This window comes from Gemmobacter nectariphilus DSM 15620, from assembly GCF_000429765.1.
GTDB classification, from domain to species: domain Bacteria; phylum Pseudomonadota; class Alphaproteobacteria; order Rhodobacterales; family Rhodobacteraceae; genus Wagnerdoeblera; species Wagnerdoeblera nectariphila.
Genome location: NZ_AUCM01000019.1, coordinates 1 through 15,741 on the forward strand (window position 1 = coordinate 1; position 15,741 = coordinate 15,741).

The 15,741-nt window shown below is 62.9% G+C and carries 10 protein-coding genes and 4 pseudogenes; 8 read left to right on the forward strand and 6 right to left on the reverse strand.

Annotated features, from left to right (window positions below):
* Positions 1–770 precede the first annotated feature (770 nt).
* Complete coding sequence (locus G481_RS27000) at positions 771–1,130, reverse strand: ubiquitination-like system serine protease family protein (RefSeq protein ID WP_084451004.1); 360 nt, start codon at positions 1,128–1,130, stop codon at positions 771–773.
* Between G481_RS27000 and G481_RS26400 the strand changes: the two genes are divergently transcribed.
* From G481_RS26400 to G481_RS24130, 4 genes and pseudogenes are all read left to right on the forward strand, one after another.
* Positions 1,108–1,326, forward strand: a complete 219-nt coding sequence (locus G481_RS26400; RefSeq protein ID WP_169728719.1) for a hypothetical protein — start codon at positions 1,108–1,110, stop codon at positions 1,324–1,326. The two genes, G481_RS27000 and G481_RS26400, sit on opposite strands and share 23 nt — an antisense overlap.
* A gap of 16 nt (positions 1,327–1,342) precedes the next feature.
* Positions 1,343–1,548: pseudogene (locus G481_RS24120) on the forward strand (IS3 family transposase); the annotation flags it as partial.
* Positions 1,549–2,548: 1,000 nt separating this feature from the next.
* Positions 2,549–6,652: a calcium-binding protein gene (locus tag G481_RS25205; RefSeq protein WP_051294587.1), complete on the forward strand. Its 4,104-nt coding sequence runs from the start codon at positions 2,549–2,551 to the stop codon at positions 6,650–6,652.
* Positions 6,653–6,885: 233 nt separating this feature from the next.
* A pseudogene (locus G481_RS24130) lies at positions 6,886–7,164 on the forward strand (transposase domain-containing protein); the annotation flags it as partial.
* A gap of 39 nt (positions 7,165–7,203) precedes the next feature.
* On the opposite strand, the pseudogene G481_RS25550 reads toward G481_RS24130, so the two are convergent.
* The 3 genes and pseudogenes from G481_RS25550 to G481_RS0115885 all read right to left on the reverse strand — a co-directional run.
* Positions 7,204–7,374 (reverse strand): annotated as a pseudogene (locus tag G481_RS25550) (transposase); the annotation flags it as partial.
* 233 nt (positions 7,375–7,607) lie between these two features.
* The gene (locus tag G481_RS0115880) at positions 7,608–8,027 is read right to left on the reverse strand and encodes a hypothetical protein (RefSeq protein ID WP_028030904.1); all 420 of its coding nucleotides are present in this window, start codon (positions 8,025–8,027) and stop codon (positions 7,608–7,610) included.
* Positions 8,017–8,271 (reverse strand): type II toxin-antitoxin system prevent-host-death family antitoxin, encoded by a 255-nt coding sequence (locus G481_RS0115885; protein ID WP_028030905.1) that lies wholly within the window; start codon positions 8,269–8,271, stop codon positions 8,017–8,019. The genes G481_RS0115880 and G481_RS0115885 overlap by 11 nt, the downstream gene beginning before the upstream one ends.
* 95 nt (positions 8,272–8,366) lie before the next feature.
* Here G481_RS0115885 and G481_RS24135 point away from each other — a divergent pair, with 95 nt between their 5' ends.
* Positions 8,367–8,693, forward strand: coding sequence for an RES domain-containing protein (locus tag G481_RS24135; protein ID WP_245594988.1), 327 nt, complete (start codon positions 8,367–8,369; stop codon positions 8,691–8,693).
* A gap of 547 nt (positions 8,694–9,240) precedes the next feature.
* Here G481_RS24135 and G481_RS24140 read toward each other — a convergent pair.
* Together G481_RS24140 and G481_RS25210 are read right to left on the reverse strand one after the other, a co-directional pair.
* Positions 9,241–10,110, reverse strand: coding sequence for an IS110 family RNA-guided transposase (locus tag G481_RS24140; protein ID WP_342666594.1), 870 nt, complete (start codon positions 10,108–10,110; stop codon positions 9,241–9,243).
* Between the two features lie 51 nt (positions 10,111–10,161).
* Positions 10,162–11,184, reverse strand: coding sequence for a TauD/TfdA family dioxygenase (locus G481_RS25210; RefSeq protein ID WP_051294589.1), 1,023 nt, complete (start codon positions 11,182–11,184; stop codon positions 10,162–10,164).
* A 130-nt stretch (positions 11,185–11,314) separates the two neighbouring features.
* Between G481_RS25210 and G481_RS26000 the strand changes: the two genes are divergently transcribed.
* The 3 genes and pseudogenes from G481_RS26000 to G481_RS24150 all read left to right on the forward strand — a co-directional run.
* A complete protein-coding gene (locus tag G481_RS26000; protein ID WP_028030907.1) occupies positions 11,315–12,151 on the forward strand; it encodes an IclR family transcriptional regulator in 837 nt (278 codons plus the stop codon).
* Positions 12,152–12,375: 224 nt separating this feature from the next.
* Entirely contained in the window at positions 12,376–15,006 is a 2,631-nt protein-coding gene (locus tag G481_RS26005) for a beta strand repeat-containing protein (RefSeq protein ID WP_028030908.1), read from the forward strand.
* Positions 15,007–15,250: 244 nt separating this feature from the next.
* Positions 15,251–15,645: pseudogene (locus tag G481_RS24150) on the forward strand (transposase); the annotation flags it as partial.
* Positions 15,646–15,741: the final 96 nt, after the last annotated feature.

Genomic DNA, 15,741 nt, shown 5'->3' on the forward strand with positions numbered 1-15,741 from the left:
TGCGTAACGAACCGCTCGTACATGCTGGTTTCCAATCCTTGATGATTGGGAATAGTATGCATGCCAATTGGGAGTCAATGACCTGATATCTGGGAGCGCCCAAGATATCCCGTGCAGCGAGGTCCAGCACGGCCATGACCTGGAGCCAGCCTTCCGCAGTCCAGCTCCATGTGAAGTCGGCCGGCCACTTCTGGGTCGGTCGGTCGGCCTGTCCGCCACGCGTTCGAGGGTCTCTTCGTCGTCAAAGGGTTCGCTGGCCTCCAGCGTGCAGATCACCCTACCATTGCCGCGCTGCATTGATCGCTTCCGCGGTCTGGCGCGAGAGGTTGGTCGAAACGACGGCATTCAACCTGCGGCGTCCTCTCCGCTGCATGAGGGCGCGCCTCGCCCTTCAGGCGACGGGCAGTATCCTCCATCGGAAGCGGTTCCATCGGCCTGATCGGACGGTCAAAGCAATCGAGGTCGATCACCTTCACAGCCGGCCGAACACGGCGGCACTTTCCGCCGCGCCGCGCTGCGGGCCAGACAACTTCGCGCATGGTCGTTTCAGGCGTCTTGCATGCCAGACCATTCCCCCACTTTGCGGTGGCAAACAGCGGAGCCTGCGCTGTCACCGCTTGCATCAGCCTCAGGGACCATATGCTGGACTGCATGCCGATCGGCGTCGTGGTCTTCCCCGGCACCGGCATCCAGGACAACCTCGCCGACAAAGCCCGCAAGATGGGCATCCCGATCATCAGGTTTGGACAGGGGGCGTGAGCCCCCTCCTACTATCGGCCTAGCCTATCGTGCACAAATCCTAGCAGCAGACGCCACCACGAGGCCCTTGGCTCTCGCGCTTCATAATGTGCAGTACGCTTCGCATGTTCCTTCTGCCGCCCGGCATGGATCTGTTTGTCGGTCCACTGATTGGACCATTGAACATTGCCGTTCGTGATCAAGTAATGAGATTTGCAGGGCAGCTGCCAGTTTCCAACAGATGGGCGCCGAGTTGGCCCTCGCACGTCTGCTCGAACGGCCCATTCAGTCGGACCAAGGGGCGTTCTGACCTCTTGCCCGCACCCACATGCGCAAAGGTGAGCTGCGGAATGGAACTCCTCGGACAGGATGCGCCTGAACAGGGGCGGCAATCGTCAGGCGAATGCTGCGCTCTACCGTGTGGCCATCGTGCGGATGCGCGACGACGCGGAAGCAAAGCTCTATGCGGCGCGGCGTATGGCTGAAGGCAAGACCCGCCGCGAAATCGTGCGCTGCATAAAGCGATACATTGCCCGAGAAATCTTCGCAGCGCTGTGCAGGCCTAAATTCCCCGCACAACCCGCTTGACGAATATAGGAGCTTCAACGACTTGGCCGAGACGATCAATGGCCTGAGGTCATCCACCGCCGTGGCCCATGGCGCAGCTTGGAAGCCGTGGAATACGCGACGCTCGAATGGGTGGACTGGTTCAACAACCGCCGTCTTCTCGAGCCCATAGGGAACATCCCGCCCGCAGAAGCCGAGGCCACCTTCTATGCAGCTCTGGAAACTGAAGCCATGGCCGCGTAACTAACGTCAATCAGCCTCCGGCAAACCCGGTGCGGTTCAGAAGCCCTTTACCTTAGACAAATCCTCACTAGTCGCGATCAGGATCTGAGATCGTCCACCTGCTATCCTTGAAGCCTCCGCCAGCAGACCAGCAACGCTCGCCTCGGCTGCTTCCTGCTGTCGGGGTTCGTCGAAAACCACTAGGCCCGGATGGCTGGTCTCGCTTCCTTGGGGAACGTCCAGCAGCCCGAGCTGATAGGCCCACTTCAATCGCACGCTATCGCTGGCGGATAGGCCCGCCCGGCCCGGACAAAATGTTCCTTGCTGCGAAAGTTGTCGCGCACCATGCGCCGTGTGTCCGACATGCCTCAAAGGCGTTCGATCTACCCGAAGATGTAAGTCTTTACCAATAGTTGCATCCTGCCCAGTTGGGTTCCCGGTGATTGGTGCCCCTGCGTATCGTGCCCGTTCAATCCTGACCAGCCGTGCCACAGATCGCGCGAATCTTTCGCAATGACGGCCACTCCAAATTTGATGACACTCGCTACATATCCAGTAATATCAGATAGTTAAAAAGATGAGCCTGAAGCTGGATTTTGTTGACGCCAAAGGGCTCGCGACCTTACCCAGATAGACATGAGGCCCCCTGCGCCATCACGGTCACGGGGAATGTTCGGGAGAAGCCCGACAGCTCTCGCCCAGAGGACTGCCGATGACGGCGAACTCCATGCCATTGGCGCGTCCGGTCAGCCGGGCGTGGCCGTTTCCGATGACCTTCGACCCGAACAAAGGCTTTCTCATGGTCCGCCTTGCAGTGTCTTGCCTGCGCCTGATGCCCGACCCGCACGCCTGCGACCGCGCAGGCCCGGAGCCGGGGTCCGTCTCAAGGCCCTGACAGCGGCAAGGCGGCCCCCGAACGGCCCCTGTCAAAAAAGTCTGCATCCCTGAAACTTGCGCGCGGCAACCATCGTTCCTGCATTCCAGGCGATGAGCGCGTGCGTCCATACACCCAGAGTATATCATGCCCACCACGACGATTGACGACCTTGATGATCTTGCGCTGCCGTTCGAGGGCCGCGGAACCCCGACCTTGCTCGACAGCGCGATCACGCTGCCGGACAGCTACAATTCGAACTTTTCATACACCTTCACGATCACGGGCCTGGAGTCGACCGATACGGTCGCCTTTCAGGAGTCCGCGAATCTCTTCTTCTCCGATGGCTATCTGTCCGCAAGCTATCCTGACTACTCCGGGACCCTGGGGTACATGAACAGCAGCGGCCCGGGATCATTCATTTTCACGGTCAGCGCATTCGTGCTGCGCCCCTTCCTGGAACGCGCGCTGGAGGCGCTGGTCTTTTCGACCACCGATGAGCGGGAAACTTCGACCCGCCAGCTCGGCTATTCGTTGTCGTCCATCTTCTATCCAGGGAACGACATCACCGGAACCATCGACGTGACCCTTGATGGCCCGGAGGCGGTTGCCCCGGTGACACTGGCCGACCTGACCGAGACGGCGGTGTTCAACGCGGGCAGCTTCGATCAGGGCGCGCAGCTGCTGGACAGCGACGTCACCGTCACGCTGGAGCCGGGGTTCGACAGCATGGGAAGCCTGCTGTCAGTGGCGGGCCTTGTGCAGGGCGATACGGTCAACTTGCGCCTGCAAGGGGCGGGCAGCCCGTTCACCATCACGCAGCATCCGTCCTTGCCCGAAGGGTCGTGGCGCCTGCACATGGATGGCGACGAAATCGCGAACGTCACCTTTGGCTACAATGACGGGACCGCACAGTCACCGTTCATGGTCGAGTTCCTGACCCCGGCCAGTGCGGCCACCATCGAGACGGTGATCGAGAACATCCAGTTCTCGACCGCGACGGAAAACAGCGCCCGCACGCTGTCGCTGACCCTGACCGGCCATGGCGAGACCACACCGATGGTTTCGCAGGATATTGCTGTGTCGATGGTGCCTGAAATCGGCGGGATCGCCGACGAAATCTGGATTGATTCGGCCAATCCGAATGGCCCGTTGGCCCGAATGGTGGATTTTCCGGCGGGGGATTATTCTGGCGGCAAGCTGACGATCAGCGGCCTGATCGGAAACATCGACATCCCGGGCATCGCCAACGGCAGCATGTTCTACATGGACAACCCCGATCAAGTTCAGGGCAACACCTACAACGTCTATTGGTTCAGCTCGCACTTCGCGACCATCACGATCCCCGGCTATCACGATGCCGGAGACCTTGTGGTGGATTTCCTCATGAGCGGCACCAGCTCTGGCCTGGCGGAATCGTTCATGAACGACCTGCGGTTCCGGGACGTGGGCGCAATCTGGGGCTTTCCCCCGACGCGCGAGCTGACCTTTACCGTTGAAACCGTGCAGGACGGGATCACGGCGCAAAGCACGGCGACACTGACCTATGGCAAGCCGGAACTGACTGGCGTGGACTTCTACACGTCGGATCGGGTCCAGGCCGGCGGCGCGGCGATGGTGCTGGATGATGATGTGACCGTGACCTTGCCGGCCGGCATCACCCAGGATGATGCGCGTATCGAGGTGACGGGCCTGGCAGCCGGCGATGTTGTCGGCCTGTCCGATGCCGGACCGTTCCGGGTGGATGGTGCAGGCAACCTGATCCTGACCTCCCAGGGGGGCGATGTGACCATCGGCACCTTTGAAGGCGGCTATGCGGGCTATGATGCGGACAGTGGCCAGTTCAATTCCACCCCCGCCGTGATCCGGCTGAACGAAGATGCGCCGTCCTCGGTGCTGGAAACGATCATCGAGAACCTGACCCTGGCCAGCACGGGCCGTTTCTCGACCGACAACCGGACGCTGACTGTCTCGGTTTACAACGCGCAGGGCAATCGGTGGACCAGCGCCGAAGTAAATGTCTCTGTGACGGGCAATCCGATCGACGGGTTGAAGAACGTCCACTACAATGACAGCGATGGCCCCGTTACCGACATGTCGGTGGAGCCCTTCGTCGATACCAACGTCAGCCTGGCACCGGGCAACTACACCGGCTGGACGTTGGAGGTCACGACCGCCAATGGCGACCTGGGCGATGCAGTCGGGATTGGGCGTCACATTGTCGGCCTGCGTTATTTCGAGCTTCAGACCCAGCCGGATCAGTCCATCACGCTGTTCTATATCGACGAGTTCAACCAACCGACCGCCGTTGCAAGCTATACCGGCCTGCCGTTCAAGAACAGCGCGTTGGGCTATGGCTTCAGGCTTCAGGTCGCCAATGACAGCACCTGGACCGCTGAGCGGCTTGAACACCTGATCGAATCGGTGACCATGGCCGCCGGTGGTCCGGTGGGCACCACGTCGTCGGTGACCTACAAGCTGTCCAATTCGCAAGGCGTGTTCTACGAGGATACGGTTCAGGTAGTGAAATCCAACGCCGTGCCGGGACTGGACGGGCTGGCATCGTCGATCACCGTCAACACGGCCGTCCTGGCGCTGGATGGCCCGGTGCTGATCGACAGCGACGTGACGGTGCCGGAAACCTTCTCCTCGGGGCTGCTGAACATCACGGTAGCCGGTCAGGAACCGGGCGATGTGCTGGGGGTGCGCACCTTTGAAACCCCGGCCGTCGGTCAGTTCGGGCTGAGCGGCAACATGGTCTATCGTCAGGGCGCCGATGGGCTGGAACTGATCGGCTATGTCAACGGTGGCGAAGGCAGGCCGCTGGTGTTCGATTTCTTCGTGGGCGTCACGGCCGAACAGGTCGAAGCGGTGCTCGAGGCGCTGACCTTCACCAGCACGTCGAACGTGACCAATCGGGAACTGGCGATCACCCTTACGCAGGATGGCGCAGCGGTGGTCCGCGGCTTTGTCGATGTGAACCTTGACCGGACCCCGCTGATCGAGGGCCTGTCGCGTGTCGTCAAGTTCGATGCCGCCACCATCGCCACCACGCCGATGAACATCGACACGGACGTCACGCTGCCCACCGGCATTTCCTATGACCGCATCTCGATCAACATCCTGCGTCCGGCCGAAGTGCAGATCGGGGTCAGCGGTGATTTCCGGATTGTGCAGGAAGGTCCGGATGCTTTCCTGTTCCGTGGCGACACGAACATCGGCTATTGGGGCAACGGCAGCCAGTCGAACTATGTGTCCCTTGTCTCGGGCCTGACCCGCGAAGAGGTGGAAGCCGTGATGGAGGCGCTGACCTTCACCTCGACCATCACCGACGGGCCCCAGAGCCTGACCATCTCTCTTGCCCAATCGGTTTCGGGCGGAAGCAACCTGCTAGCCCGGACCGAAATCACGCTGCAACCGGCCGCTGGCAATCAGACCCTGACGGGGACCGAATTTGGCGACACGCTGACCGGCGACGAAGGGCACGACCTGCTGTCGGGCCTGGAAGGCGACGATCAGTTGTCCGGCATGGCGGGTCGGGACACCTTGCTGGGCGGTGATGGCGATGACAGCCTTCTGGGCGGCGGCGGGTTCGATCGGCTGTCCGGAGAGGCCGGAAACGATACGCTTCACGGCGAAGACGGTGACGACCGGCTTTTGGGCGGTGCCGGAGAAGACGTGCTGTTCGGCGGCAGGGGGAATGACCGCTTGTGGGGTCGCAACGGCAACGACTGGCTGTCCGGCAACAAGGGCAACGACATGCTGGATGGCGGCAATGGCAACGACAGCCTGTTCGGCAGCCAAGGCGCGGATTCGCTGTTCGGCGGGGCAGGCACGGATTCTCTGAGGGGCGGTGCAGATGATGACCAGCTCTTCGGAGGTGCCGGGGACGACAGGCTTCTCGGTGAGGATGGCGCCGACACCCTGAGCGGTGGCGCCGGTTCCGATACCCTCAACGGTGGCGATGGTGCCGATGTGTTCGTCTTCGGCCTTGAAGATGTCGGCACGGGCGTTGATCTGATCTGGAACTTCCAGCAAGGCGTGGATGCGCTGCAGCTGTCCGTGGACCTGATCGGTCAGCTGGAAAGCATGGGCTTTGCGGCCACGGATGCAATCCACTGGAACGGGGCGTCTCGCACCTTGTCGCTGGACTTCGAGGCCGTCGGCCTGTCGGGCGGCCAGGTCGCGATCGCACGCTTCTCCGGCGTCGTTCCTGATGATGTGACGGCCAGCGATTTCATCTTCGGCTGACGCGCCATGATCTTGCGCCCCCCTTTGGCAACAAGGGGGGCGTCCTTCACCGGGCATGGCCTGGCAACCATCCCGCCGTTCCTGTCGCGCCCGCTCGGTCAGGGGGCGCGGCCTGCCACGCGGGCCACACCCCGTGCCGCAGGGCGGCTTTGTCCCTGGCTCTGACCGCCTCCATCGCTTCACGCCCGGGAAATTGCGCCGAACGCGGCGCCGCCGCAGTATCCTGCGGGCGGCTACAAACCTTCCTGCACGACGGCCGTGTGGAGATCGACAGCAACAGGGTCGAAAACCTGATCCGCGCCATCGCCCTCAATCGAAAAAACGCGCTCTTCACCGGGCATGACGAAGGCGGCATCGCCTGGGGCCGCATCGCCTCGCTCATCGAAACCTGCAAGATCAACGGCATTGAGCCCTTCGCCCATCTCAAGGCCACCCTGACAGCCATCGCCAACGGCCATCCGCAAAGCCGCCTCGACGATCTGCTGCCGTGGAACTTCAACCCGTCAAACTAGCAACTGTATCTCTCAGGCCGTTGCGGCGGTCCATTTCTGACGGCTCTGCCCGTTCCCGGGAAACGCCGTGGCCGGTGTCGCGGTCAGTTCCCGCATCCAGCGGCGCAGAACGCTCTCGGCCACATCAAGGTCTCGCGCCGCCTGCGCCACCGCAACGCCACGGTCCGCCACCAGCCTTACGGCCTCGATCTTGAACTCACGGCTGAACTTCGCTTGCGGCCGTCATGTCCACTCCCCGGTCCCTTGGTCACGATCTTATCTTCGTGTCCACGATAGCGGCAGCAGGCCAACATGGGCCATCCGACCTCAAGGCAGGTTGCCTTTGCCAAACAGCTGGCGCGGATCATACGCCGCGCGCCGTACCGGACGAATGCTTTTGGGGACCGAGGGCCGATGTCGAAGTGGATAGACGGAAATCGGTGAGGCCAACCGGCCTGGGCGAGTTACTTCGTGCGGTCCACGAGCTTCGCAGCGCCCGCCTTGGCCAGGGTCAGAAGAGTCGTGCGAATTCTGGCGGTGAAGGCTGCGCTGAAAGCGCCAAGCTGCTTGCGGTCATCCCAGACATAGGATCGCTCGACGATGTCAGTGTTGACCTCGTCGAGCATGATCCATTTGCGGACATGGGTTTCGAGACCGACGCGCTGCGACTCGATTTCGGGGACCTCGATGGCATGTCGCGAGGGGAGTGGCGGTTGTGTCGTGATCGGCAGAATGAAGACCACCGTCTCGCCATCCTGCCTGGCGACAGTTACGGCGATGCAAACGGGACGCTTCTTGCGGCCCTCGGTTTCGCCGGAGAGGTCCTCCCGCTTCCAGAGAAAGGGATAGCGGAAGACCTCTCCGGCCGCAGGTTTATTCACCATCCTGGTTCATGTCCCGCTCGAGCCCTTCGATCATCAGCGCCTTGAGGTCGTCCGGCATTTCACCCAGCATATGAACCTGCTGGGTCGCACCTTTCGCAAGCTGTTGGTATTGATCCATGCTCATCAGCACGAATTTCGGCTTGCGATGCTTGGTGATCGCGACGGGCGAGCGTATCGCCGCATCGAAAAGCTCGCTGGTGTGCCGCGTCAGGTCTGCGGCCTTGAACTCGGGTAGCTGTTGCATGCCAGAACCTCCATTTGGCCAGAATATACAGATATTCTGGATATTCTGCAAGCGCCGACGCGGCCTGCTGTTATCCGAACCGCCATCCCTCCTCGGTGAAGCATCTCTCCCAGATTGCGACAGCGCGCGCCGATCTCGGCCCCATCTTCGATGCGCGTGACCCGAACGAGCTGGCGACGCGCGGGATGCCCGCAGCGTCCCTCGCCGATCCCGGATGGCGCGCGGCGATGCTGGACGGTCGTGCGGTGCCGACGCAGGATTTCTCCCGGCGCCTCGTCGCCGAGGGGTTCGTGGGCCTGCTGGTCCGCAGCTACGTCAAGGGAGCCGCTGGGACCGACCTGAACATGGTCCTGTGGCACTGGACCCGCGATGGCTGCGCCCTGGACGTGATCGACGATGAGGATCGGCTGGGGCGAATGTAAGCGACGGCCCAAGGCGGACCGCGCGATCCGCTTGCTTGCGGCTCTCCCGCATGGCGGCAAATTCGGCACCGATCTCGCGCGGCTTGGTGCCGATCCATGTGCGCAACAGCATGGCCATCAGGGCGACGACTGCGACCCAGGCCAGATTGGGCTGCCGCCAGGGCATGATGATCAGCGCGGCGAACACCGGCCCCCTGCTTGCGCTTCGTCACGGATCGCTCCTGCCGTATCGACCTGACAAGCTGGTCAAGCATCGCTAGGTTGGCTGCGAAAATCGGCAGTCGGACATGTGACAGGTGGCAAGACGTCGGATCGATGAGGCTTTGGCCGCCCTTGCCGCCAAAGGCGATGACGGGTTCGGGGCGCGTCGCGAAGTGCTGGAGCGCGCCGCCTTTGACATGCTGCAGCGCCCGGCCCTTGGAGGCCAGATCGTCGCGCGGCTTTGCGCCGTCGCAGAGCCGACCCCGAAGGACGCGGACCTGCTCGATCTGCTTGGCGCGGGCCTTGAGGCGGCCCGCATGGCCAGCGAGAATGGCAAGGCGCGCGGTCAGACCCTGATTGATACCGTCGAAGAGGCCCTCGACCTGGCATGCCGGAAGGGGCGCATGACAGCCGGCCACACGCTGCTGCTTGCCCAACTCTGGTCGCGCGCTGGTCTGCGCCCGCTTTCAAATGTGTCGAGATCGGGCACGAATGCCGCGATGGCGCCAGCTGTGACTGGGCCGATCCCGGGAATGGTGCAGAGGCGACGCAGCTGAACATCGGTCCTTGTGGTCGCCTCGAGTTCGTTCGCCGACCGCGTGGTCACGTCGGTCAGTCTCGCGATTTGGTCAAGGTAGATCGCCCCCTTCTCCCGGACTGCGCCGGGTAGAGTGCTGGTCTCCTCGGCCAGCGCGGTCTCGAGCACTTTCAGGCTCGCCAGCCCCTTCGGCGCAACCAGCCCGAATTCGGCCAGATGCCCCCGCAGCTGGTTGCCGAGCTGTGTGCGCTGCCTGACCAAGCATCGGTGCCTACTGAAGGCGACGGCACGGCCCTGCGTCTCGGCACTCTTCACGGCAACAAACCGCGAGGCCGCCTCCGCAATGGCTTCAGCGTCAGCAGCATCGTTCTTTGGCCGCTTGACGAACGGCTTCACATACGCCGCCGGAACCAAGCGCAGCTCATGGTCATGGGACTGCGCCACCCGGCCCCAATAGCGTGATGTGGCACAAGCCCCCGTCACCATGACGCAGCATTGCTGCCCGGCCAACAGTGTCGCCAGACGCGACCGCGAAAGCACCCGGTCATATCGAACCGCCCCATCCTGTCCGATTGCGCAGACCTGGAAACGGACCATTGCCAAATCAATCGCCAACATATTGATCGGTGTCGTTATCGCTGTGCCCGTCCTTCGGTTCCTGTGAAACCATCTTGGCATATGTGATGTCCTTGGGGTGGGGGCATTCGCCGCATCGGTTCACCTGCGCGGTCAGGCTGCCTTGCGGATGCCGCCGCCTGCCCGGTCAAATTCGTCGAAGACCCGCAGCCGACGTGTGGCCTCTGACCAGTGCGGGCACATCATCCACAGACGGAACAGGTGCCGCTTGCGGTCCTGTTCGGGCCAGTCGCGATAGTCCGTCCGGCCATGCACCGTCGTGCGATCGTTGAGGAACTGCATGTCGCCAGGCTGAAATTCCATGTCCAGGAAGACGCCGTCGCGGTTGGCGATCTCCTCGAAGACCTTCAGCGCCTCCAGCGCCTGCGCGCTCAGCTCGGCCCCATGCTGCGCGGCGCTGCGGATCAGCTCGGGGATATAGGAGCAATGCAGCTGGCCATCCGCGTCCTGGGCAAAGACCGGAATGCTGACGGGCGTCAACGCAGGTGAATCGCCGCGGTCGGCTGTCGGGCGATAGAAACGGAAGCCCTCGATCAGCGGCTCCAGCAGGTCGGGGCGCTCGGCCAGCATGGTGTTCCAGATCGTCGCCGCCGAGGCCACGCGGCTCAGGCCGCCTTCCTTGGCGTTGCGCAGGCAGAACAGCCCCACGATGTCGGACGGATCGCGGTGCATGCTGATCGTGCCACCGCGCCGATAGGGGCGTTCGTTGCCCGGCTCGGCGCGGTCGATCACGTCACCCAGATAATCGCCGCGATGACTTTGCGAGACCGAAACGCCGAAATACGACCCGATCCCCACGAAGATCAGCCGCAGCATGTCTTCGCTATGGCGGGTCACGTCGATGCCGCTGAACAGCACAAAGCCGCAGCCGGACCGCAGCACCTCGTCCATCCGGCGCAATTCGTCGCCCAGCGTGGGCAGCGGAAAGTCGGCGCTGGTCACCTCGGACAAGGCGCGCCCCAGCGTGCCCAGATGCGCGGCTGCGGCCTCGATCTCGGCCAGTTGTGCCGGGGAAAAGGCATAGTGCCATTCACTGCGGGGCCCGAAATCGGCCCCGGTCCACGCCATGGGTCCGGTGATCGGGCGGCGCTCGGCCAGAAATCCGCTTGCTGTCATTGCCGTGCTCTCCCTGATTGATTCGTTCATCATATACGAACAATGTTCATCATATGGACATGGCCCCGCTTGGCAAGTCCTGGTCTGTCGCTTATCCCGATGTGAAAGGTCCCAGACCCGCGGAGATGTCATGCCACCCTCGCATTCCAACACCGACCAGCATTCGGGCGCCGAAGTGGCGGACACGTCGGCCAGCGCACGGACGGGCCGGCTGAGCAGCATCACCAAGGCGCTTGATCTGCTGGAGCTGCTGGCAGCGGCCCCGCGCGAATGGGGCGTAAGCGAGCTGGGGCGCGAGCTGTCGCTGTCCAAAAGCGTGGTGCATGGCCTGCTGGCCACGCTGCGCGACAAGGATTTCGTCGCCATGGACGAACGCAGCCGGCGCTATCGTCTTGGTCTCAAGGCATTGACGCTGGGGGCGCATCACGATCTGGACCAGATGCTGCGCGCCGCCTCGATGCCGATCCTGAACCAGTTGACCGCGACCAGCGGCGAGGCAAGTTACCTGATGGTCCGCCGTGGTATGACCTGCGTTGCAGTCGCGCGGTCGCTGCCGGCCACGGCGATCCATCTGGCCATCGAGGAGGGGGTGCGCACGCCCCTTCATGCCGGGGCTTCGGCGCGGGTCATCCTGGCCCATGAGGCGCCGGATCTGGTCGATGCGGTGATCCGTCAAAGTGGCCTGCCGCGCTTGGGCAATTGCACCATCACCGAGGCCGATGCGCTGCTGGAAAGCCTGGAACAGATCCGCCGGCAGGGCCATGCGTTCAGCGTGTCGGAAACGCTGAACGGCGTCTTTGCGCTGGCCGCGCCCGTGCATGGGGCGGGCCAGATGATCGGCAGCCTTGGCCTTGTCGGCATCGAGGCCAGCCTGGGCGACCGCAAGCAGGGTCTGTTGGCGCAGCTTCTGGACCACGCGCGCCAGCTGTCAGCCGTGCTGTCCAGCCGCGGCGAGGCACTGGGCTGATTTGCGTCGGGCGCCAGGCCTCGATGGGCCGAAGTGCAGCCCGCACCCGATGGATGCGCTCGATTTGACCGTCAATCTGTCGGCGATCGCAAAGACGCTCGCGGGACATAGGCCAAGCCTCATGCCGTTGTTTACTTGGTTGTTGCCATGTGCAACATCTGCTTCCGGAATTGGCTTGGCGCGGATACGGGCGGCCGGTTGTCCCGCGAATGAAAGGTTTGGTCATGGCGTCAATCGTGGGCACCGACGGCAACGATTTCATCCATCGGGCGGGCGACGGTCATTTGCCGCCTTCGGGATCGGTGGAGATTCTTGGCGTCACGACTTCGGCAGATGTGCTGTCAGGGGGCGCCGGGCGCGATACCATTTTCGGTGATGACGGAAATGACGTGTTGTACGGCGGCTCGTTCAACGACGTCCTTTACGGCGGGGCGGGCGACGATACGCTTGATGGCGGGGCCGGCGCCGATCAGATGTACGGCGGCGCCGGACATGACACCTATCTTGTCAGAAGCATCGAAGACCGTGTCCATGAATTGCCGGGTGGGGGAATTGACACCGTCGACAGCACCATCAGTTACACATTGTCCGCAAACTTCGAGAACCTGACACTGTCCGGCGGGGCAGCGATCAACGGGACCGGCAATGACCTGGACAATGTGATTCGCGGCAACACGGGCGCCAATCGTCTTGATGGCGGCGCGGGTGATGACCAGCTCCGGGGCGGCAATGGCAATGATACGCTTGTCGGGGGCAGCGGAAAGGATACGCTGTACGGCGGCGCCGACGCGGATGACCTCGTTATCGCTCATGCCTCGGACTTGGTCGCAGGCGAGCGTTATGAAGGTGGCGCCGGACTTGACACGTTGCGCGGCAGCGATGGCGTGGGGGCTGCATCTTTGGTCGGTATCAGACTGCGCGGGATCGAAAGCATCACCGGCTTTGCAGATGGTCTGACAGCCACGACCTCGCAACTGAACGGGTTGTCAGGCAGCCTTGCCACCGGGACGCTGCAGGTGGCGACTGGTGGGAACCTTGATCTTCTGGATGTGCAGGTCGGCACCCGCGTGATCAATCTGTCGGCGGCCGGGAACACCGTGACCTTGCAAGGGCTTCCTTCCCTGTTCTTCGGCACGTTCAACGGGACAGTGAATGGCGACAAGGGGAACGATGTCGTCACCGTGAATGCGGCCGGCTATGTCTACATCCCCATTGGCGTAACCCTTCATGGGAACGGCGGTTCCGACACCCTGGCGGGCGGCGACGGGGCCGATACAATCACCGGCGGGACGGGTGCGGACGAACTTTCGGGCAACAGCGGGGCGGATGTGCTGACGGGCGGCGCTGGCCGCGACACCGTGCGCGGCGGTTCGGGCAGCGATCTGCTGATCGTGACCACGGCCTCGGAGATCAAGGCCGGAGAAGTGTACAGCGGCGGTCTTGGCGAAGACACGCTGGACGGCACTGGCGTGACCACGATGGTTGACCTGAGCACGGTCACGTTCGACGGACTAGAACGGATCACCGGCTTTTCCGGCGGCCTCAAGATGACCGCAGCGCAGTTCGACACCTATTCAGGTGACCTGCTGACGGGGCCGCTTTCCATCACCACCGGGGGCAGCATCGACCTTGCCGATATTCGCCGGGTGACCGTGCCCGTCATCAATCTGTCCGCAGCGGGCAACAGCCTGGTCATCCGCGGCGGAACTGCCGAAGAGGGCGCCTTTGTGGGAACGGTGAACGGTGGCGCCGGCGACGACACTGTCCGCATCATGTTGACCTTTGCCGACGAGGGCGTTCGCCTGAACGGAAATGGCGGCAACGATACGCTCAGCGGCAGCATGGGCGCGGATGTTCTGACAGGCGGCTGGGGAGCCGACAGTCTGCAGGGCATGGGTGGTGACGATACGATCACCGGTGGCACGGGGCGGGATTCGATGGATGGCGGCGAGGGCAATGATACCCTGCTGATCACTGCCGCCAGCGAACTTGTGGCTGCTGAAGTCTACAACGGTGGTGCGGGGACCGACGTGCTGGACGGAACCGGCGTTGCCGGGCCTGTCGATCTGTCGCTGGTGGACATCTTTTCGATCGAAGCGATTCAGGGCTTCTCCGGCGGCGTGCGGATGACCGCCGATCAGGCGAACGGTTTCACCACAGCAATCCAGACCGGCGCCCTGACGCTTGTTTCCGGTGGCACGGCCGACCTGCGCACCGCCAGCCTTGGCATGTCACAGATCACGCTGTCCGACAGCGGGAATGTGCTTTTGCTCGGCGAATTCGCAGGTACGGTCATCGGCGGCACCGGAAGCGATTGGGTCCGGGCGCAGTCTGCAGCCGGGTCCAGTGCATTGCTGTTGCAGGGCAATGCCGGGAACGACACGCTGGAAGGCGGCAACGGCAATGATCGGTTGATCGGCGGTCTGGGCGCAGATGCCCTTGACGGCGGCGCGGGCAATGACGTCCTGCGCGGCGGTGCGGGGAACGATCTTCTCCAAGGCGGGGCTGGAGCGGACACGATGGCCGGCGGGGCAGGCGATGATACGCTGCAAGGCGGGAACGGCAGCGATACCTTTGTCTTCGATGCGACAGATATCGGCGGCGCGGATGTGATTTCCGGTTTCGAAGGCCAGTTCGACGGCACACCATGGGACGGCTTGATCCAGATCAGCGGCGGGGCGTCGGGCACTGTCTATCTGGGCTCATCCTCCTTCACGGCAACCGGAAACACCGAGGTCCGCTTTACCGGCGCGGCGCTCGCGGTTGACCACGATGGCAATGGGACCTCGGATTTCACCATTGCCCTGCTCGGCATGACCAGTGCTTCTGATCTGGCACAGAGCGATTTTCTTTGACTGGCCTGATGGGGTGTGAACAGCCCCATGGCGCATGGACGCCTTCTTCGCCAACTTTGAGGCAAGGAGGCCATGATGGGCACAGGCAATTTCACAGACGAGTGATGTGCTGGCGCAGGTCACGGAGCGGGGCGATCCAGCACATTCAGAAGGCGCTGATGGTGATGAACCGGGGTACCCCCCCCCGAAAGCAAGGGGCTGCATGAACAGAACCTTCTCGCTAGGATGAACGAAGAAGTTCTGAATGAAGACAACCAGATACACTGGGGCGCAGATCCTTGGGATCCTGCGTCAGGCCGAAGGCGGGTTGCCGGTGGCAAAGCTGTGCCGGGCTCATGCCATGAGCCGCGCGTATTTCTACAAGCGGCGGGCGAAGTATGGCGGCATGGGCGCGTCCCTGATCAGCCAGATGAAGGCCATGGGTCGAGCCATTGGCGCCCCATTGGATCAAGCCCAATGGCGAGGGAGTACCGGCGCCTGAAGCGGATGTATGCGGACCTCAGCCTGCAGGCCCATCTGCTCAAGGGGGCTCTTGGAAAAATGACACGGCCATCTCAACGCCGCGAGATGGCCGAGACGGCAGGGGCGCGACACGGGGTCAGCCTTGCGCTGGCTTGGCGGGCCTTCGGGGTCAGCCAGAAGGTTCCGGGCGATGAAGAGATCGCAGCCGCCTTATTCGTCACGCCGCAGGTGGTCAAACAGCGCCTGAACCTCGCCGCCGTGGCCCATGTGCAC